At 69.1% G+C, this 19261-nt stretch carries 17 protein-coding genes; 11 read left to right on the forward strand and 6 right to left on the reverse strand.

Features of this window, described 5'->3' with window-relative positions; genetic code table 11:
* Positions 1 to 20 precede the first annotated feature (20 nt).
* Genes FFS49_RS06905 through FFS49_RS06930 form a run of 6 tightly spaced genes read left to right on the forward strand, consistent with a single transcriptional unit; the run spans position 21 to position 7691 of the window.
* Complete coding sequence (locus tag FFS49_RS06905; RefSeq protein WP_137909723.1) at positions 21 to 2378, forward strand: TonB-dependent receptor; 2358 nt, start codon at positions 21 to 23, stop codon at positions 2376 to 2378.
* A gap of 13 nt (positions 2379 to 2391) precedes the next feature.
* Complete coding sequence (locus FFS49_RS06910; protein ID WP_105817026.1) at positions 2392 to 3765, forward strand: LLM class flavin-dependent oxidoreductase; 1374 nt, start codon at positions 2392 to 2394, stop codon at positions 3763 to 3765.
* Positions 3762 to 4784 carry an LLM class flavin-dependent oxidoreductase gene (locus tag FFS49_RS06915; protein WP_039371834.1) on the forward strand — a complete coding sequence of 341 codons (1023 nt, stop codon included), beginning with the start codon at positions 3762 to 3764 and terminating at the stop codon, positions 4782 to 4784. Before FFS49_RS06910 ends, FFS49_RS06915 begins: the two co-directional genes overlap by 4 nt.
* Complete coding sequence (locus tag FFS49_RS06920) at positions 4781 to 5836, forward strand: LLM class flavin-dependent oxidoreductase (RefSeq protein ID WP_046197104.1); 1056 nt, start codon at positions 4781 to 4783, stop codon at positions 5834 to 5836. The genes FFS49_RS06915 and FFS49_RS06920 overlap by 4 nt, the downstream gene beginning before the upstream one ends.
* Entirely contained in the window at positions 5833 to 6585 is a 753-nt protein-coding gene (locus tag FFS49_RS06925; protein ID WP_105817027.1) for an LLM class flavin-dependent oxidoreductase, read from the forward strand. The genes FFS49_RS06920 and FFS49_RS06925 overlap by 4 nt, the downstream gene beginning before the upstream one ends.
* Positions 6582 to 7691: an LLM class flavin-dependent oxidoreductase gene (locus FFS49_RS06930; RefSeq protein WP_137909724.1), complete on the forward strand. Its 1110-nt coding sequence runs from the start codon at positions 6582 to 6584 to the stop codon at positions 7689 to 7691. Before FFS49_RS06925 ends, FFS49_RS06930 begins: the two co-directional genes overlap by 4 nt.
* 88 nt (positions 7692 to 7779) lie before the next feature.
* Here the strand turns inward: FFS49_RS06930 and FFS49_RS06935 are convergent, their stop codons facing one another.
* From FFS49_RS06935 to FFS49_RS42905, 3 genes are all read right to left on the reverse strand, one after another.
* Positions 7780 to 8868: a sigma-54 dependent transcriptional regulator gene (locus FFS49_RS06935; protein ID WP_039371841.1), complete on the reverse strand. Its 1089-nt coding sequence runs from the start codon at positions 8866 to 8868 to the stop codon at positions 7780 to 7782.
* Between the two features lie 263 nt (positions 8869 to 9131).
* A complete protein-coding gene (locus FFS49_RS06940; protein ID WP_105817029.1) occupies positions 9132 to 10049 on the reverse strand; it encodes an AEC family transporter in 918 nt (305 codons plus the stop codon).
* A 14-nt stretch (positions 10050 to 10063) separates the two neighbouring features.
* Positions 10064 to 10189: a hypothetical protein gene (locus tag FFS49_RS42905; RefSeq protein WP_258181723.1), complete on the reverse strand. Its 126-nt coding sequence runs from the start codon at positions 10187 to 10189 to the stop codon at positions 10064 to 10066.
* 201 nt (positions 10190 to 10390) lie between these two features.
* Here FFS49_RS42905 and FFS49_RS06945 point away from each other — a divergent pair, with 201 nt between their 5' ends.
* Genes FFS49_RS06945 through FFS49_RS06960 form a run of 4 tightly spaced genes read left to right on the forward strand, consistent with a single transcriptional unit; the run spans position 10391 to position 13676 of the window.
* Positions 10391 to 11344, forward strand: coding sequence for a transporter substrate-binding domain-containing protein (locus FFS49_RS06945; RefSeq protein WP_171026731.1), 954 nt, complete (start codon positions 10391 to 10393; stop codon positions 11342 to 11344).
* Positions 11341 to 12075 (forward strand): amino acid ABC transporter permease, encoded by a 735-nt coding sequence (locus FFS49_RS06950; RefSeq protein WP_071336033.1) that lies wholly within the window; start codon positions 11341 to 11343, stop codon positions 12073 to 12075. The genes FFS49_RS06945 and FFS49_RS06950 overlap by 4 nt, the downstream gene beginning before the upstream one ends.
* Positions 12065 to 12850 (forward strand): amino acid ABC transporter permease, encoded by a 786-nt coding sequence (locus tag FFS49_RS06955; RefSeq protein WP_105817031.1) that lies wholly within the window; start codon positions 12065 to 12067, stop codon positions 12848 to 12850. The genes FFS49_RS06950 and FFS49_RS06955 overlap by 11 nt, the downstream gene beginning before the upstream one ends.
* A complete protein-coding gene (locus FFS49_RS06960) occupies positions 12837 to 13676 on the forward strand; it encodes an amino acid ABC transporter ATP-binding protein (RefSeq protein WP_105817032.1) in 840 nt (279 codons plus the stop codon). The genes FFS49_RS06955 and FFS49_RS06960 overlap by 14 nt, the downstream gene beginning before the upstream one ends.
* Position 13677: 1 nt before the next feature.
* Here the strand turns inward: FFS49_RS06960 and FFS49_RS06965 are convergent, their stop codons facing one another.
* From FFS49_RS06965 to FFS49_RS06975, 3 genes are all read right to left on the reverse strand, one after another.
* On the reverse strand, positions 13678 to 15009 hold the full coding sequence (locus tag FFS49_RS06965; RefSeq protein WP_071336325.1) for an LLM class flavin-dependent oxidoreductase: 1332 nt from the start codon (positions 15007 to 15009) through the stop codon (positions 13678 to 13680).
* Positions 15006 to 16361 carry an MmgE/PrpD family protein gene (locus FFS49_RS06970; RefSeq protein WP_105817033.1) on the reverse strand — a complete coding sequence of 452 codons (1356 nt, stop codon included), beginning with the start codon at positions 16359 to 16361 and terminating at the stop codon, positions 15006 to 15008. The genes FFS49_RS06965 and FFS49_RS06970 overlap by 4 nt, the downstream gene beginning before the upstream one ends.
* A 359-nt stretch (positions 16362 to 16720) precedes the next feature.
* Positions 16721 to 17506 (reverse strand): GntR family transcriptional regulator, encoded by a 786-nt coding sequence (locus FFS49_RS06975; RefSeq protein ID WP_105817034.1) that lies wholly within the window; start codon positions 17504 to 17506, stop codon positions 16721 to 16723.
* A 165-nt stretch (positions 17507 to 17671) separates the two neighbouring features.
* On the opposite strand from FFS49_RS06975, the gene FFS49_RS06980 reads away from it, so the two are divergent.
* Entirely contained in the window at positions 17672 to 19234 is a 1563-nt protein-coding gene (locus tag FFS49_RS06980) for a DASS family sodium-coupled anion symporter (RefSeq protein WP_226285421.1), read from the forward strand.
* Positions 19235 to 19261 lie beyond the last annotated feature (27 nt).

Raw genomic sequence — 19261 nt, forward strand, 5'->3', positions numbered from 1 at the left:
ATATACGGATGAAATACACGATGTTGAGCGCCTCCCTCGGCGCATCGGCACTGCTGGCCGCCGCGCCGGCGCTGCATGCGCAGCAGCAGCCGGCCGTGACCGCGGCGCCGATCGCCGCGTCGTCGGCGGCGGCCGCACCGATCACACCGGCGGCACCCGCTGCATCGGCTGCATCGACCAGCCCGGCGGCGGCGGCCTCCGGCACGACCCCTGCGACCGGCAGCGCGCCGGTCGCCGAGGCCCAGCTCAAGGACGTGATCGTCACCGCGCAGCGGCGGCAGCAATCCGCGCAGCGCGTCGGCACGTCGATGTCGGTGCTATCGGGCAGCGACCTGAAGACGCTGAACGTCGAGACCGTCAACGACCTGCAGCACGCGACCGCGAGCGTCGAAGTCGAGCCCGCGTTCGGCGGCGGCCAGCCGCAGTTCCGGATTCGCGGCGTCGGCTTCACCGACTACACGTCGAACAACGCATCGACGGTCGGCATCAACGTCGACGACGTCGCGTACGCGCTGCCGATCCAGACCCAGGGGCAACTGTTCGACATCGCGCGCGTCGAAGTGTTGCGCGGCCCGCAGGGCACGCTGTACGGCCGCAACACGACGGGCGGCACGGTGAACTTCATCACGAACCAGCCGACCCGCGATTTCGAAGCCGGCGCGAGCGTCGAATACGGCACGCACAACCTGCTGACGACCGAAGGCTACGTGTCCGGGCCGCTGAGCGACCGCGTGCGCGGCCGCTTCGCGTTCACGACGCAGGACTTCGGCGCATGGCAGAACAACCGCGCGACCAACCAGACGCTCGGCAACCACGACAGCGCCGCCGCGCGCGCGCAGCTCGACTGGGACGTCGCCCGCGATTTCAAGCTGCACTTCGGCGCGCATGGCGGCTTCGACAAGTCCGACAACACGGGGCTCTACCTGTTTACGCCTTACACGTCGGCCAAGACCGGCGAGGTGATCCCGGCCGACGCCGACCACACGAAGACGGGCTGGGGCGTAAGCCCCGCGTTTTCGCGCGTGACGGGCCTGTCGACCGACGCGAAGCCGGGGCGCAACAACGTGAACGGCGGCGTCGACCTGACCGCGACGTGGAACCTCGGCCCGGTCGAACTGAAGAGCATCACCGCGTACAACTACCTGCACCGCCGCGAATATTCGGACTGGGACGCGACGCGATACCACGACTCCGACGAATACTTCGACGACACCGTCAACGAAGTCACGCAGGAGCTGCGCGCGTCGTCACGCGGCGATACGCGATTGCGCTGGGTCACCGGCCTGTTCTACTCGCACGACGACCTCGACGAGAAGTTCTATTCCGACTTCAGCGACCGGCTCGGCTTCATCGCGCTCACGCGCTACCGGCAGTCGGTCGATACGCTCGGCGTCTACGGCCAGGCGACCTACGACATCACGAAACGCCTGCGCGGCATCGTCGGCGTGCGCCAGGAACACGAGAAGCGTGAACTGCGCGGCTTCGCGTCGGGCATGCTGACGCCGTCGTTCGTGCCGTTCGCGGGCTTCCAGGGCGGCGACGCGAACCAGTCGCTGACGTCGAACGGCACGTCGGGCAAGGTCGGCCTCGAATTCGATCTCGCACCGGCGACCATGCTTTACGCGACCGTCAGCCGCGGCTACAAGTCGGGCGGCTTCACCGCGCACAACACCGGCAATTCGAATGCGCTCGCGCCGTTCAAGCCGGAATCGCTGACCGCATACGAAGTGGGCTTCAAGGCCGACCTCACGCGTACCCTGCGCTGGAACGCGTCGGCGTTCCATTACGACTATCGCGACCAGCAGGTGCTGTCGGCCACCTTCGACCCGAACTCGCAATCGCTGATCGGTACGTTCGTCAACGCGCCGAAATCGCGCATCGACGGCTTCGAGACCGACCTGAAATGGCAGCCGGTGCGCGGGCTGGAGATCTCGCAGTACGTCGGCTACAAGAGCGGCAAGTACACGTCGCCGTTCGTCACGTACAACACGCAGGCGTCGGCGGCCAGCGGCCACAACGTGTTCACCGACTACAACGGCAGCGCGCTCAGCTTCCCGCGCCTGAGCTACGGCGGACAAGTCGCGTACAGCTGGCTCGCCGGCGGCTACCGGCTGCGCGCGGAGACCAACTACAGCTACCGCGACGCGTATTCGCAATTGCTGCTGCTCGGCCCGAACTACACGGTCGACAGCTACTGGCTCGTCAACGCGAGCCTGACCGTCACGTCGCCCGACCGGCACTGGGACGTCGCGCTGTGGGCGCGCAACCTGTTCAACCGCCTGTACGACCTGACGAAGAACTTCTTCCTGCCCGGCACCAACGTCGCCGCGGCCGGCGAGCCGCGCACCGTCGGCGTGCGCGTGACCTACACGTATTGAGGGCTCCATCCTAATGACGCGCCGCACCGACACCTTGAAACTCAACGCGATGCTGAACGGCGGCGGCAGCCACGTGGTCGGCTGGCGCCATCCGCTCGCGCGGCCGAACGGCAACCGCGACTTCGCGCATTTCCGCCGGATGGCGCAGACGGCCGAACGCGGCAAGCTCGATGCGCTGTTCGTCGCGGACGTGGTCGCCACACAGGGCAGCCACATCGATTCGCTGCGCCGCAGTGCGCGCGCCGACACCTTCGAGCCGCTCACGCTGCTCGCCGCGCTCGCAGCCGTCACGCATCGCATCGGGCTGATCGCGACCGCGACGACGACCTACAACGCGCCGTACCACATCGCCCGCAAGTTCGCGTCGCTCGATCATCTGAGCGGCGGGCGCGCCGGGTGGAATCTCGTCACGTCGGTAGTGCCCGACGAAGCGGCGAACTTCGGCGCGGCGCCGCACCTCGCGCACGCCGATCGCTACGCGCGCGCCGACGAGTTCCAGCGCGTCGTGGCCGGGCTCTGGGACAGCTGGGAAGACGACGCATTCATCGAGGACAAGGCGGCCGGCCTGCATTTCGATCATCGCAAGCTGCACGTGCTCGATCATCACGGGCCGCACTTCAGCGTGCGCGGCCCGCTGAACGTCGCGCGCGCGCCGCAAGGGCACCCGGTGCTCGTACAGGCCGGCTCGTCGGAAGCGGGCCGCGAACTCGCGGCGCGCTGCGCGGAAGTGATCTTCACCGCGCAGCACCGGCTCGACGACGCGCAGGCGTTCTATGCGGACGTCAAGGGCCGCCTCGCGCAATACGGTCGCCGCCCGGAGCACCTGAAGATCCTGCCCGGCGTGATGCCGATCGTTGGCGCGACCGAGGCCGACGCGCGCGACAAGCTGCGCGCGCTGCAGGACCTGATCGACCCGGTGCTCGGGCTGCGGCTGCTCGCCGACAACGCGGGCGATTTCGACCTGTCCGGCTATCCGCTCGACGGCCCGCTGCCCGAGCTGCCGCCGAGCAATCGCAGCAAGAGCCGCCAGCAACTGATCGTCGATCTCGCGCGCCGCGAGAACCTGACGATCCGCCAGCTTTACGAGCGCTTTGCCAGCGCGGGTGTCGTGACCGGCACGCCGAAGACCATCGCCGATCGCTTCGAGGAATGGTTCCACTCGTACGGCGCCGACGGGTTCAACGTCGCATTCGCATGGGTACCCGGCGGCCTCGACGATTTCGTCGATCTCGTCGTGCCCGAACTGCAGCGCCGCGGGCTGTTCCGCACCGAGTACGAAGGCCCGACGCTGCGCGATCAGCTCGGGCTGCCGCGGCCGCCCTTCTTCCGTCGCCCGTCGTCGCTACGCGGCGATACGGTCGCGCCCGTCGGCGGAGGCGCCGCATGACACGCCCGTTTCGCCTCGGCGTGCTCACGCGCGTATACGCGCCCGACGCGTCACCGCGCGTGCTGCACGACACGCTCGCGCTGATCGACACGGCGGAAGCGCTCGGCTTCGATAGCGCGTGGGTCGCCCAGCACCATTTCGGCAGCGAAACGGGCCGCCTGCCGTCGCCGCTCGTGCTGCTCGCCGCCGCCGCGCGCCGTACGCGGCGCATCGCGCTCGGCACCGGCGTGATCGTGCTGCCGCTCGAATCGGTGCTGCGCGTCGCCGAGGATGCGGCCGTGCTCGACGCGTTGGCCGACGGCCGCCTGCAGCTCGGCGTCGGCGCCGGCTTCGAGCCGGACGTGTTCGCCGCGTTCGGTCGCGATTTCGCTGCGCGCGCGGCGCTGCAGGCCGACGCGCTCGCGTCGTTGCGGCGCGCGCTTGACGGCGCGCCGCTCGGCCCGGCCGGCGTGACGCTGCAGCCGGATGCGCGCACGCTGGCCGCGCGTTTGTGGCAAGCGACCGGCGATGCCGAGGCGGTCGCACGCAACGGCCACGGGCTGATCGTCGCGCGCACGCGCCCGGATCAGGACGGCGAAGCGGCGCTCGTCGCGCGCTATCGCGGCGCGTGGACGCATCCCGGCGCCCCGCGCGTCGCGCTCGTTCGGGCGGTCGTGCCCGGCGACGATGCGGCGAGCGTCGAAACCGCACTCGGCCCCGACATCCTGCGTTACGCCGAGCGGCTCGCGCGGGCCGCCAACGTACCGGCGCCTGCGGCGGCCGACGTCCCCGTGCTGCTGGACCGCTTCGGCGTGCTGCGCGGCACGACCGCCGACATCGTGTCGGCCTTGCAAGCCGATCCCGCGCTGCCCGGCACGACCGAACTCGTCGTGCAGGTGCAGACCGCCAGCACCTCGCACCGCGACGCGCTACGGCGACTCGAAACCGTCGCGGCAGCGATCGCACCGGCGCTCGGCTGGACGCCTGCCGTCGCCGGGCCCGAAGCTGCGTCGCTCACCTCCGATCCGATCCCGACATGACCCATTCGCTCTCTCCCGCACCGGCCGCCCGACGGCCGTTCAAGCTCGGCTTTCTCACGCACGTGCACGGTACCGGCGACGCGCGCCGCGTCTACGCGGATCTCGAGACGCTGTTCGTCGCCGCGGAACAGCTCGGCTTCGACGGCGGCTTCGTCGCGCAGCATCATTTCCGCGCGGAGTACGGCCGGCTGCCGTCGCCGCTTGTGCTGCTGGCCGCGGTCGCGCAACGCACCCGTCGTATCGAGCTCGGTACCGGCATCGTCACGCTGTCGCTCGAGGATCCGCTGCGGCTCGCCGAGGATGCGGCGGTACTCGATACGCTGGCCGGCGGCCGGCTGCAACTCGGGCTCGGCAGCGGCGGCGCGAACCTCGACGCGTTCGCCGCGTTCGGCTTCGACGTCGATACGCGCCAGGCGCGCTTTGCGTCCGCGCTCGAACGCCTGCAGGACGCACTCGCCGGCCAGCCGGTCGCGCACGGCCCCGCCGATACGCCGCCGCTCGTGCTGCAGCCCGCGGCGCCGGGCGTGCGCGCGCGCCTGTGGCATTCGCACGCGTCGCCCGACGGCGCGCGGTTCGCCGCGCGGCACGGCAACGGCCTGCTGCTCGGCACCGCCGTGCACGATCCCCGCACCGTGCAGCTGCCGCTCGCGCACGCGTATCTCGACGCATGGCGCGACCGTGCGCACACCGACGCGGCGCGGCCCCGCATCGGCGTGGTGCGCGCGGTGTTTCCCGCGCGGGACCGGCGCACTGCACTCGCCGCGCTGGCGCCCGATGTCGTGCGGCACATTCCGTGGCTCGCGGCGAGCGGCCATCCCGACGTGACCGAGCCCGAGCAGATCGTGCGGCTGCTGAACGTCCATTACGGGCATCCGGACGACGTGATCGAAAGCCTGCGCGGCGACCCGGCGCTGTTCCCGTTCGCCGACTATTTCCTGCCGGTCGTGCAATCGGAAAGCTCGTCGCTCGACGACGCGCTGGCCCGGCTGCGCACGCTCGCGGAAACGATTGCGCCGGCGCTCGGCTGGCAGCCGGCGCAGCCCGTTGCATGAGCGCGCCGCGTCTGCTGCTGCGGCTCGATACCGGCTACGACATCGGTAGCGACGCCGGCTGCCACGCCACGCGGCGCGACCTGGTCGCCGACTGGATCGCGATCGCCGAGGCCGGCGTGTCGGCCGGCTGCGATGCGATCCTGCTGCCCGTGCAGCGCACCGGCCCCGATCCGTGGATGGCGGCCTCGGCGCTCGTCGACGCGCTGCCGTCGCTGCGCGTGATGGTGACGCTGCAGGCCGGCGCGATGCTGCCCGTCGCCGCCGCGCATCTCGCGCAGAGCCTGCAGTCGCTGAGCCGCGGCCGCGCCTGGCTCGCACTCGAAGCCGATGCGCCGGACGTCGACTCGACCGACCGCGCGATGCACCTGAACCGCGACCAGCGGCTGGCGCGCAGTGCCGAGTTTCTGTCGATCCTGCGCGCGCTGTGGGCGACCGAGTCGCCGCTGCAGTATCGCGGCACCTACTACCGCGCCGAGCACGCGCGCCTGCCGGATCTCGCCGCTCGGCGGCCGCCCGTCTACTGGTCGGTGGCGCAGCGGCACGAGATCGCGTTCGCCGCGTCGTGGTGCGACGGGCTGCTGGTGCCCGCCAGTGCGCCGCCGCTCGCGGCGGCCGTCGAACATGCCTATCGCGCACGCGGCCTCGCGCCGCCGCCGGCCGGCATCGCGCTTCGGCGCACGATCCGGTTCGACGCTGCGCGCCGCGCGCGCGTCGCGCAGCGCGCAAGCCGGCGGCGAGGGGATGCATGAGCGTGGATTTCGCGTGGTTCCTGCCGACCAACGGCGACGGGCCGCATCTGGCCAACAGCGGCCTGCCGCGCCCGCCGACCTTCATGCAGGACTATCGGCCGGCGACGCCCGAATACCTGCGCGGCGTCGCCCGCGCGGCCGAGGCCGCCGGCTTCGACAGCCTGCTGCTGCCGATGGCCGCGGGCTTCGAGGATCCGTGGCTCGTCAGCGCGCAGCTCGTGCGCGCGACCCGGCGCATCGCGTTGATCGTCACGTTCCGGCCCGGACTCGAGCAGCCCGAGCAGATCGCACGCAGGGCCGCGACGCTGCAGCACATGAGCGGCGCGCGCCTGCGCCTGTTCGCGGTGAACGGCTCGAGCGCTTACGAGCAGCGCGCGCTCGGCGATTTTCTCGATCACGACGCGCGCTACCAGCGCACGTCCGAATACCTGCGGGTACTGCGGCGTCTGTGGCAAGGCGGCGGCCATTCCGTCGCCGGCCGCTACTACATGCTGAGCCCCGCGCACGCCGGCGTGCCGCTCGCGACCCCGCCCGCGCTCTATCTCGGCGGCGCGTCGACGCTCGCCGAGCAGGTGGCCGCAAGCCAGGCCGATACCTACCTGCTGTGGGGCGAGCCGCCCGACGCCGTGCGCGAGCGGCTCGCGCGGCTGCGCGCGCTGGCCGCGATGCACGGCCGCCGGCTGCGCTTCGGGCTGCGCGTGCACGTGATCGCCCGCGCGACCGAACGCGCCGCGTGGGCGCGCGCAGACGAATTGCTGAGCGAGATCTCCGACCAGACCTATGTCGACGCGCAGCGCAAGCTCGCCGCCTACGAATCGGTCGGCCAGCAACGGCAGACCGCGTTGAGCCGCGGCGCGCTGCGCTCGTTGCGCGAGCTGGAGGTGTATCCGAATCTGTGGGCGGGCGTCGGCCTGATTCGCGGCGGCGCGGGCACTGCGATCGTCGGCAGCTACGACCAGGTCGCCGCGCGTATCCACGAATACCGCGCGCTCGGCATCGAGACGTTCCTGCTGTCGTCCTATCCGAACCTCGAGGAGGCGGCACGCGTGGGCGAGGATGTATTGCCGCGCGTCCGCACGCGCCTGGCACGCACGAGTCTGCCGTAACCGACCGAAACCCCGCCGGCCGCGACGCGGGCCACCGGGACGCCGGACCGCCGGCCACCGGGATGCCGGCCACCGGGATGCCGGCCAGTCAGTTGTCGAACGCCGATTCCGGGCGCTGCTCGTTCAGCAGCCCGTAGCGCGCGAGCAACGTGCGCATCGTATTGCGCGTGACGCCGAGCAGCGCCGCGGTGCGCACCTGGCTGAACCGGCAGTGCTCGAACGCCTCGCACACGACCAGTTCCTCGATGTCGCGCAACAGGCTTTCGCCGGGCGCGCGAAACAGGCGGCGCACGCCCGCGCGGATGTCGTCCTGCGGCAGAGTCGCCGCGGCGGCGTCGGCTTGCGCATAGCCGGCGAGTGCCTCCGAGAACTTCAGGTGCTCCGGCCGGATCAGGTTGCCGTTCGACACGAGCAGCGCCAGATGCATGACGTTTTCCAGCTCGCGGATATTGCCGGGCCACGGATACGCGTGCAGCGCCTGGACGGTGCCCTCGGACAGCATCGGCTGCGGCCGCCTCAGCTGCGCGCAATAGCGCCCGCGGAAATGCTCGGCGAGCGGCAGGATGTCCTGCGGCCGCTCGCGCAGCGGCGGCAGGCGCACGCGCGCGAGATTGATCCGGTAGAACAGGTCCATCCGGAAATTGCCGGCCAGCACGGCCTGCTCGAGATCGACGTTGGTTGCCGCGACGACGCGCACGTCGACCGGCCGCCCACGCGTCGCGCCGACGCGGGTTACCTCGCCCTCCTGCAGCACGCGCAGCAGCTTCGCCTGCAGCGGGAGTGCGAGATCGCCGATCTCGTCGAGAAAGATCGTGCCGCCGTGCGCTTCCTCGAAATAGCCTGCGCGGCGCCCGTGCGCGCCCGTGAACGCGCCGGCCTCGTGGCCGAACAGTTCGCTCTCCGCAAGCTGCTGGCTGATCGCACCGCAGTTGACCGCGATGAACGCGCCGGAGCGGCCGCTGACGTGGTGGATATGGCGCGCGACCAGCTCCTTGCCGGTGCCCGTCTCGCCGAGGATCAGCGCGGGCGCCGCGCTGGGCCCGATCTGCTCGACGAAACGCAGCACGGCGCGTGACGCGGGATCGGCAAACACGAGCGCCTTCGCGCGCACCGAGAGTGGGCGGTGCTCGCTCTCAGGCAGGGAAATGAGCGGTGGGGAATCTGTGCGGTTGTCCATGATTCAGGCGTGGGCGGACCGGTTGGCGATACGGGCGTCCGCCCGAGGGCTTGATCTTAGTCAACCTCGGGCGCGCGCAAAATACCGATTGGTATGATGCTTCGCTGCCGCGCGCAGATATCGAATCCCGTATGCGTCGCGCACCGCGCGCGGCATCCGATGCGAAATGCGCGCCGCAGACGAGAAAGGCCAGCCAGGGCGACCCGACCGGCCTTTGCCTTTTTCATTGCGCCGCGCCGGCGCGGCCGCGGGCGCGAACCGGTTCAACCGTGCAACACGAGCAGCACCAGCGGCATCGTGACGGCCGCGAACGCCGTCTGAACGGTAATGATGCCGGCAGACAAACGATGATCGCCGCCGAGCAGCTTCGCCATGATGTAGGCGGACGGCGTGCACGGCAACGCATTGAACAGGACGATCGTCGTCAACGCCGGGCCGCGGATACCGAGGCTGAAACCGATCCAGAAGGTCAGCAGCGGCACGAGCAGCAACTTGACGACCGACGACTGGAACACCGGCCCGCGCGCCGCCTTCGCAGCCTTCACGTCGAGGCCCGCGCCCACCGCGAGCAGGCCGAGCGGCAGCGATGCCGCGCCGAGAATCGACAGCACGCTCGCCATCACGCCCGGCAAACGCAGCCCGCCGAGATTGAACGCGGCGCCAAGCACGACCGACATGATGACCGGGTTCCTCAGCAGCGCGCAGCCGATCTGCCGCGCCGACGGCGCGCCACCACGGCCGTGCTGCATCAGGACGACGATCGACGCAACGTTCAGCAGCGGAATCGCGACCGCTATGCTGATCGACGTGAGCGTGAGTCCGACGCTGCCGTACAACGCTGCCGCGGCGGCAACGCCCACATACGTATTGGGCCGCAGCGCGCCCTGGATCACCGACGAGAACACCGTCCCGGGCTGCCGGCTCCACGCGCGCCACGCGTACAGCAGCGCCGCGCTTGCCGCCACCGCGCCGAGGAGCGCGACCGCGATCGGCCGGACCGGAAACTGCGTCAGATTCGCTTTCGCGACCTGGCCGAACATCAGCGCGGGAAACATGTAGTAGTAGTTCAGCGTTTCACATGGCAGCCAGAATTCGTCCGGCAGCAGGCGGCGCTGCCGCAGCAGGAATCCCGTCAGGATCAGCACGAAAATCGGAACCAGCGCGGTCAGGACGTTCTGCATCGATCGGGCTCCCGTCACACGAAGACTCGCGTCTTCGCCGGCACGACCGCGCCATGGACGCCGATGAACGCGGTCGTTGCGCGCTCGTACAACGGCGCACCGGCCCACGCGAACGTCGCGATGAGGGTGGTCTTTGACATTTTTCTCGTCCGATGAATTCGTCGGACAGGAATATGACAGATCCATTAAATTCCTAAAAAGAATAAAAAATATGAAATCCAGATCCAAAGGTAATTTAGAAGACGTCGTCGCCGATGCGGCCGCAAGCCCTCCGCCACATCGCCATTCCGGTCGTGCGAGCGTCGTGTTCGTCTGCGTAAATCGGAGGACCAGATAACGGTATGAGAATTTCTTGGTTCTTGGATGCGTTCCGCATCCCGAAAATACACGCTCCCGACAACCGGGCGCGCGACGCGCCGCCCCGCTTCACCCAAACAACGTCTCTCTTTCCCATGTTCAGCAGATCGTTTCGTATTACGTCGGGCCACGCGTTGCTCGTCGCCGCCCTTCTTTCGGCTTTTTCCGGTGTGGCTCGCGCGGACAGCACACTCGATCGCATCCATCAACGTCACAAGATCACCATCGGCGTGATCCTGTCTGGCCCGCCGTTCGGCTCGCTCGATCCCGCGACGCAAAAACCGGTCGGCTTCAACGTCGATCTGGCGAACGACGTGGCGAAACGGCTCGGCGTCGACGTGGAACTGACGCCCGTGCAGCCGTCGAACCGCGTGCAGTTCCTGCAGCAGGGCAAGGTCGACGCGCTGATCGCCAACATGGAGCTGACGACGGAGCGCGCGGAAATCCTGTCGTATGCGCCGACGCCGTTCGAATTCATCGGCGGCGCACTGATCACGCGCAAGGACAGCGGCATCAAGACCTGGGCCGACGTGCGCGGCAAGCCGGTCTGCGTGTCGCAAGGCAGCAACTACACGAAGCCGCTCGCGACGGAATACGGTGCGCAGGTGAAGGCGTTCCGCGGCCAGCCCGAATCGCTGCTCGCACTTCGCGGCAACAATTGCGTGGCCGCCGTGCACGTCGCGCCGACGTTGCGCATGCTCGTCACCCACAATCCGGACTGGAAAGACTATGCAACGCCGCTGCCGACCGACCTGATTCCGTCGCCGTCGGTCATCTGGGTCCGCAAGGGCGAGACCGATACGCAGAACGCGCTCGACCGGATCGTCCAGGACTGGCATCGCAGCGGCTGGCTGCTCGACGTCGAGCGCAAGAACGGCATGACGCCATCGCAAGCCGTGCTCGACCTGCGCGCGAAGCTCAAGGCGCAACGCACATGACGGCGGCCGCCGCCGTCGAGGCGCTCCGCAAGCTCGGCCTCGACTACGGCTTCGTGCTCGCCCCCGACGAACGCGCGTCGTTCGTGCACGGGATGGGCGTGACGCTCGAACTGTCGGTCGCGACCGCGCTCGGCAGCCTCGCGTGCGGCGTCGTGCTCGCCGCGCTGCTGGTGTCGCCGCGCGCGGCACTGGCGCGCCCCGCGCGCGCATTCGTCGAGCTCACCCGCAACACGCCGACGCTCGTGCAATTGTTCTGCGCATTCCTCGTCGTCAACATGCTGATCAGCGCCGCACTGCGCGGTCTGGGCGGCAATCCGCTGACGCCGTTCATCTGGAGCGTGATCGTGATCTCGCTGCACAAGGGCGCGTTCCATGCGGAAGCGCTGCGCGCCGGCCTCGAAGCGGTGCCGCGCGCGACGCTCGAAGCCGCGCAGTCGCTCGGCTACAGCCGCCGCCAGCGGCTCTGGTACGTGCAGTTGCCGCTCGCGGTGCGCTTCGCGCTGCCCGCACTCGTCAACAACCTCGTCGACCTCGTGAAGATGACGACCGTTGCATCGGCGATCGCGGTGGGCGACGTCACCTATGCGTCGATCATGATCTGGACGCAGCGCGACAACGTGCTCGAGTTGATGATCCTGATCCTGCTCTTCTTCGGCGCGCTCACGTTCACGGTCAACCTCGCGGGGCGCTGGCTCGAACACCGCTTGAGGATACCCGGCTATGGCCATTGACTCGCTCGCTTCGCCCGCGCGCCTCGTGCGCTGGCCCGCGGCCGCGGCAATACTGGCCGCGCTGTCCGTCGTCGCGCTGGCTGTTGCCGGCCGGCACCATCCGACGCTCGTCGCGCTCGCCACATGGCTGCCCGCGCTCGGCAACGCGATGCTCGTCAACATCGGCATCAGCGCGCTGGCGATCGCGCTCGGCACGCTCGCCGGCCTCGTGCTCGGCCCGCTGACGCTGTCGCGGCTCGGCATCGCACGCGTTGCGGCGCGCGCGTACGTGCAGGTGTTCCGCAACGCGCCGCTGCTCGTGCTGATCTATTTCTCGACCTACGTATTCCCGTTCGAAATCAGGCTCGGCCACGCGTCGCTGCCGTTTCCGGACTGGTTCAAGGTGACGCTCGGCCTCGCGTTGCCGGCGAGCGCGAACTTCGCGGAAATCTTCCGCGGCGCGATCCAGTCGATTCCGCACGCGCAGTGGGACGCCGCGCGTTCGCTCGCGTTCAGCCGCGTGCAGGTGTTCCGCTGGATCATCCTGCCGCAATGCGTGCGCCGCATGCTGCCGCCGTGGATGAACCTGTACGCGAGCATCACGATGGCCACCGCGCTCGCGTCGCTCGTCGGCGTGCACGACCTGCTCGACACCGCGCAGGTCGCGAGCAACACCGTCGCGCGCGCCGACTTCACCGTCGTCGTCTATTTCACGGTACTCGGCCTGTTTTTCGCGTACTGCTATCCGATCGCCCGTTTCACCCGCTTTCTCGAACGACGTCATGCATTCCACTGAAACTCCGCGCGGCGCGGACGAGCCGCTCGTCCGCCTGCGCGACGTGCATCTGTCCTACGGCACGACGCCCGTGCTGCGCGGTATCGATCTCGACGTGCACCGCGGCCAGGCCGTGTCGATCATCGGGCCGTCCGGCTCCGGCAAATCGACGATCCTGCGCTGCATCACCGGGCTGTTGCGGCCGCAGCGCGGCCTGATCGACGTCGACGGCACGCGCGTCGACCGGCTCGCGTCCGAGCGCGACGAAATCGCGCTGCGCAAGCGCGTCGGCTTCGTGTTCCAGCAATACAACCTGTTTCCGCACCTGAGCGTGCTCGACAACCTCGTCGCCGCGCCGGTCAGGATTCTCGGCCGCGATCGCGCCGAAGCGGTGCGCATCGCGCACGCGCTGCTCGAACGCGTGCGCCTCGCCGACAAGGCGCATGCGTACCCCGGCGAGCTGTCGGGCGGCCAGCAGCAGCGCGTCGCGATCGCCCGCGCGCTCGCGATGCAGCCCGACCTGATCCTGTTCGACGAGGTGACGTCCGCACTCGATCCGGAAACCGTCGGCGACGTGCTGGCGGTGATTCGCGATCTCGTGCGCGACGGGATGACCTGCGTGCTCGTCACGCACGAGATGCGGTTCGCCGAGGAAATCAGCGACGTCGTCTACTTCACCGAGGCGGGCGTGATCGTCGAGCACGGGCCGGCCACGCAACTGTTCCGCGCGCCGCAAAGCGCGCGCACGCGGGCTTTCCTCGCGCATGCGCTCGGCCCGACCGGGAGCCCGCACCCCAGCCGCGACAGCGCGCCGATCGCACTCGACCTGACGCGCTTCGCGGTCTGAGTCAACGCGCTGCGTAGCGGCTCGGCGGGCGCGCGAGCCCGAGATGGTCACGCAGCGTCGTGCCCGCGTATTCGGTGCGGAACAGGCCGCGGCGTTGCAGTTCCGGCACGACATGCTCGACGAAATCGTCGAGTCCGCCCGGGAAATAAGGCGGCATGATGTTGAAGCCGTCCGCGGCGCCACCCTCGAACCACTCCTCCAGCGCGTCCGCGACTTGCGTCGGCGTGCCCCACACGATCCGGTGCCCGCGCGCGCCGGCGACGAGATAGTAGAGCTCGCGCAGCGTGAGGTTCTCGCGGCGTGCGAGATCGGTCAGCAGCTTCGCGCGGCTCTTCAACTGATCGGATTCGGGCAGGTCGGGCAGCGGACCGTCGAGCGGATACTTCGACACGTCATGGCCGAGACGGTCGGACAGCAGCGTCAGCGCGCCCGACGTATCCGTCCATTGCTGGAGCTGCGCATATTTGTCCTTGGCCTCCTGCTCGGTGCGGCCGATCACCGGAAATACGCCGGGCATCACGGCCAGTGCGTCCTCGGCGCGGCCGTATGCCGCAAGCCGCCCCTTCAGGTCGCGATAGAAGACCTGCGCTTCCTCGAGCGTCTGCTGCGCGGTGAACACCACTTCCGCGGTGCGGGCGGCAAGATCCTGGCCAGGGCCCGACGAGCCGGCCTGAATCACGACAGGATGGCCTTGCGGCGGGCGCGACGCGTTCAGCGGCCCCTTCACGTTGAAGAAGCGTCCTGTGTGATCGAGCGCGTGCACCTTAGCCGGGTCGAAATACACGCCGCGCGCCTTGTCCCTGACGACCGCGTCGTCGTCCCAGCTGTCCCACAGCCCCTTCACGACATCGACGAATTCGCCGGCCATCTCGTAGCGCTGCGCGTGATCGGGATGGTTGCCGCGCGTGAAGTTCGCGGCGGTGCGGTCGTACGAGGTCGTCACGACGTTCCATGCGGCGCGCCCGCCGCTCAGGTGGTCGAGCGACGCGAACACGCGCGCGATGTGGTAAGGCTCGCTGTACGTCGTCGACGCGGTGGCCGCCAGGCCGATGTGCCGCGTATGCATCGCGAGCGCCGACAGCAGGCTCAGCGGCTCGAAGCGCATCGCCATCGACGGATGCGCGTCCGGGCCGCTCGTCAGGCCGTCGGCGAGGAAGACCATGTCGAACTTCGCCCGCTCGGCGGTCTGCACGACACGGCGCAACAGGTCGAAATTCTCGCTGCCGGATTCGGCATCGGGGTGGCGCCAGCCGGCGACGTGGTGTCCGGCGCCCTGGAGAAACAGCCCCAGGCGCATCTGGCGGCGGGACGGTGTGCTGCGATCGGTGCTCATGATTGAAGCGACGTAAAGGTGTGGAAAAGGCGTGCGAGATCGGCCGTGCTGCGCATCGTGTCAATCAGTTCCGGGACGAACGCGAGCGCGGGATCGTGGGCAGTTGCATCCGCGAACTTCGCGGCGAGATCGTCGGTGCCGACGAGGCGTTCGGTGCGCTGCTGCAGCGTGACACCGTCGCGCAGCGCGATCTCGACGACCGAGAAGCGCGTCGCTGGATCGGTCGACGCGCGCGGCGCGGCAGCGTCGTGACGCCGCGTGACGCGGCCGGCAAGCGCGATCAGGTCGTCGCGCACGGGCACGTCGGCGAACGTCGCGACGCCGGGCGGCCCGTCCGTCAGTGCGGCGGCCACCGCGTACTCCACGCTGAAGCGCGCTTCGAGGCCGGTTACCGGCAGCCGGTTCGACAGCGGCGTGTCGCCGCCTGGCGGGACGGTGACCACGATGCCATCGATGTCCGCCGGCGCGATGCGGTGGCGAGCGCGCAGATCGAGCGCGGCCTGCACCGCGTAATGGGTTGCCGTGCAACATGGCCACGGCTTGAAGTACAGGCCGGGCGACACGATCTGCCACGGCGAGCCCCAGTCGGCCAGCACGCGCGCCGGCTGCGCCGCGCCGCCGCCGAACACGGCGAAGAATCCTTCCGGGCCGTCGAGTGCGCCCGGCGTGCCGGCCAGTCCCGCCTCGGCGAGCTCGGCGGCGAACAGCCCCGCGCGCGCTGCCAGGCCCGCGTGCAATGGCTTGACCTCGCTGCCGAACTGCAGCCGCAGCCCGGCCGACTGCGTCGCGGCGATGCCGAGCGCGTTGTCGGTGGCCGCCGCATCGAGCCCGAGCAGGCGTGCCGCGGCGGCGGCCGCGCCGAGCGTGCCGAGCGTCGCGGTGTTGTGGAAACCGAGTTCGTAGTGGCGGCTGCCGAGCGCGAGACCGATCCGCGCCATCGTCTCGACGCCGACGACGTATGCGTCGAGCAGTTCGAGCGCGCTGCGTGCGCGCACCTGCGCGAGCGCGAGCAGCGCCGGCAGCAGCACGGTGCCGGGATGGCCGCGCACGCTGCTGTGCACGTCGTCGTAGTCAAGCGCGTGGCCTGCATAACCGTTGAGCAGCGCCGCGTATTGCGGCGACGCCGGTGTCGCACTGCCGATGACCGCTGCTGCCCCGGCCGAATCGCGACTGCACACCGCCAGCAGCTTGCGGTAACCGTTGTCGCGCGCGCCGGCGAACGCCGCGGCAAGAAAATCGAGCAGGCCGCGCCGCGCGGCAGCGATGGCGGATGGATCACGCGAGGGCTCGGCGCACGCAATCGCGGCGGCCAGCCGGCGCGTGATGCCGTCGGGAATCGAGTGGGAAGACATGTCGGCAGTTGGGAAGTCGCGAAACGCCGCAACGGGCGGCGCAGCCGGAACCTTCCGGTTCCGGCTCCGATGGGAGCGTCGGATACTAGCGAAGCCTTCGTGCGGGCCCAACCAAGTATTCGAGCTTTCCATATCGCGTATTCAGCGTTGCCTGACGGGAGCCAGGCAACTTCGCTCCGTGCATGACGCCGTCGATGAACCGGGTCATTGCTGACGGGAAGCTTGCTGCTGCCGCGATGCGTCGGGCCGGCGCCGTGCCGCCCACATGACGGAGCGGCGAAATTCCAGGAAAGAATAAAAATCGGGAGGCTGAATCAGGACGGGATTTCCCAGGCGCCTGAACGATACGTCCAATCGATTTACCGCGCGGCGCCATCGTCGCGATCCCCGACGGAAGGCGTGCCATGGGCGACAAATCGCGCTTCGACACCGCTTCGCACCACCAGGTCGAAGCGCTCCGGCCGAATATGAAACAGCGTGGATTCACACGTGCGGCCGTCGGCCAGGCGAGACGTACGCCGCAACACCAGCAGCGGCGCCAGCTTGCCGGTCGTCAGCAGGGCGGCGATATCGTCCGGCGCGGCCACGGCCGTCACCGACATGTCGGCGTCGGCAATGCGCCAGCCGAGCAACTGCTCCAGCAGTTCGTAAGTCGGCATGCTGTCGGCCTGCGCATAAGCGACGTCACTTGCCTCAGGCAACAGACAGGTCTGCGCGAGCGCGATCGGCTCGTCGTCGACCCAGTGCAGGCGTTCGAGATAAATGCAGCGCGTGACGTCGGCGGCGAATACTTGCCGCAAGCCCGGCGGTACGTCACATGTTTCCATTCGCAGCAACTCCATTCGCGCGCGTGCGCCCTGCCCGGCAATCGAATCGTGCAGCCCGCGCAGCACATCGAGCCTGTGCCTCAGTCGCTGCTTCGCGGCGAACGTGCCCTTGCCCTGCTTGCGCTCGACGATACGCGCGTCGGCCAGCCGATCGAGCGCGAGCCGCACGGTCACGCGACTCACCTGAAAACGCTCGCTCAGTTGCGCCTCGGACGGCAGCTTGCCGGTCGGCTCGTACACCCCCTGCTCGATCTCGTCGCGCAGCGTCGTCGCAATCTGCTCGTAAAGCGACGTCGCGTCGTCACGCACCAGCGTCATCGAATGTTCCTCTCCGTGCTCGGCTCGCGCTATGCGCGATCCCCGATATCGATATGAAAAGCAATTGGATCGCTCAACTTGTATTAATACGTATTATGACATCTCGACAGACGGTCGGGGCTGCCGTTTCAGTTTCAGGGGGCCCGACGCACGGGGAGCATATCAGTGACTGAAAACGCAATCGGCACGCCGCCGCTCGACGGCGCGCAGGCAAGTCGCCCGCCACGGGCTGAAACGGCAGCACCCCGATCCGCCGATCCGCATCCGGCAGCCCGATCGCCCAGCGCACAGTGGCGCGCCGCGATCGGCTTCGCCGCCGCATGGATCGCGTTCTTCGCGATCGCGTGGTGGCTGCCTGCGCCCGCGCATCTGTCCGCCGAAGGCAAGGCGACGCTCGCCGTGGTCGCGTGGGTCGCGATCGTCTGGATCACCGAGGCGATTCCCGTCGGCGTGAGCGGCATCCTGCTGCCGATGCTGCTCGTGCTGTCGCACGCGAGCCCGTCGTTTCCGAAGGCGGCCAGCGGCTTCGCCGCGCCGGTCGTGTTCCTGTGTCTCGCCGCCTTCCTGTTCTCCGCGATCATGCAGGCGAGCGGGCTCGACCGCCGCATCGCGCTGCTCCTGCTCGACCGGCTGAAGGTGCGCACGGCCAACGGCGTGATCTGGGCGATGTTCGCGGTGAACTGCGTGATGGCGCTCGTCGTGCCGGCCGCGAACGCGCGTGCCGCGACGCTGCTGCCGGTCACGAACGGCATCGTCCGGCTGTTCGGCGAAACGCCGCGCGAACGCGCCGCACGCAAGGCGATCGTGATCCAGACGCTCGTATACGGCGCAATGATCAGCGGCATGTGCATCCTGACGGCCCATCTGCCGAACATGGTCGTGTCCGGTTTGCTCGAGAAACAGCTCGGTATCCGGATCTCGTACCTGACGTGGCTGAAGCTCCAGTGGCCGTACCTGGGGATGTTCGTGATCACGCAAGCGTGGGTGCAGTTCCATTTCCGCTCGCGTGCCGTCGCGATTCCCGGCGGCACCGGCGCGATCGCGGCGATGCGCGCCGCGCAGCCGCGCGCCGCGCGCAACGACTGGGCCGTGCTCGCACTGTTCGCGGCCGTCGCCGTGTTGTGGGCCACCGAGCCGCTGCATCACCTGCCGTCGGAAATCGTCGCGCTGATCGCGCTGGCGCTGTTGTTCGCTCCGGGCGTGTTGCGCTTCGGCTGGGCCGAAGTCGAACAGCGCACGATCTGGGGCACGCTGTTCCTGCTCGCCGGTGCGTTGTCGCTGTCGTCGGCGATCAGCGCGTCGGGGCTCGCGAACTGGGCCGCCGATCACGTTTACGTTGCCGCGCGCGGGCACGGCTGGTGGCTGGCGATCGCGATCGTGATGCTCGGCACGCACGTGATCCGCATCGGCATGCTGTCCAATGTCGCGGCCGTCACGATGATTGCGCCGATCGCGCTGGCGCTCGCACCGCGCCTCGGGCTGCATCCGGTCGCGTTCACGATGCTCGTCAGCGATACCGACAGCTTCGCGTATCTGCTGCCGACGCAGATCACCGCCGGCGTCATCGCTTACAGCAGCGGCGCGTTCTCGACGGCCGACTACGCAAAGGTCGGCTCGGTGGCGGTGCTGATCGCGATCGTCTACGGCCTCTGCGTGATCGCACCGTGGTACGCGTACATGGGCATTCCCGTCTGGGACGCAAGCGCGCCCTGGCCGTTCGCGCATTGACGCGCGGCGCCTTCCGTCGACATCATT

Origin of the sequence: Burkholderia sp. 4NA327C6, assembly GCF_005502655.1 — a bacterium.
In the GTDB taxonomy this organism is placed as follows: Bacteria; Pseudomonadota; Gammaproteobacteria; order Burkholderiales; family Burkholderiaceae; genus Burkholderia; species Burkholderia contaminans.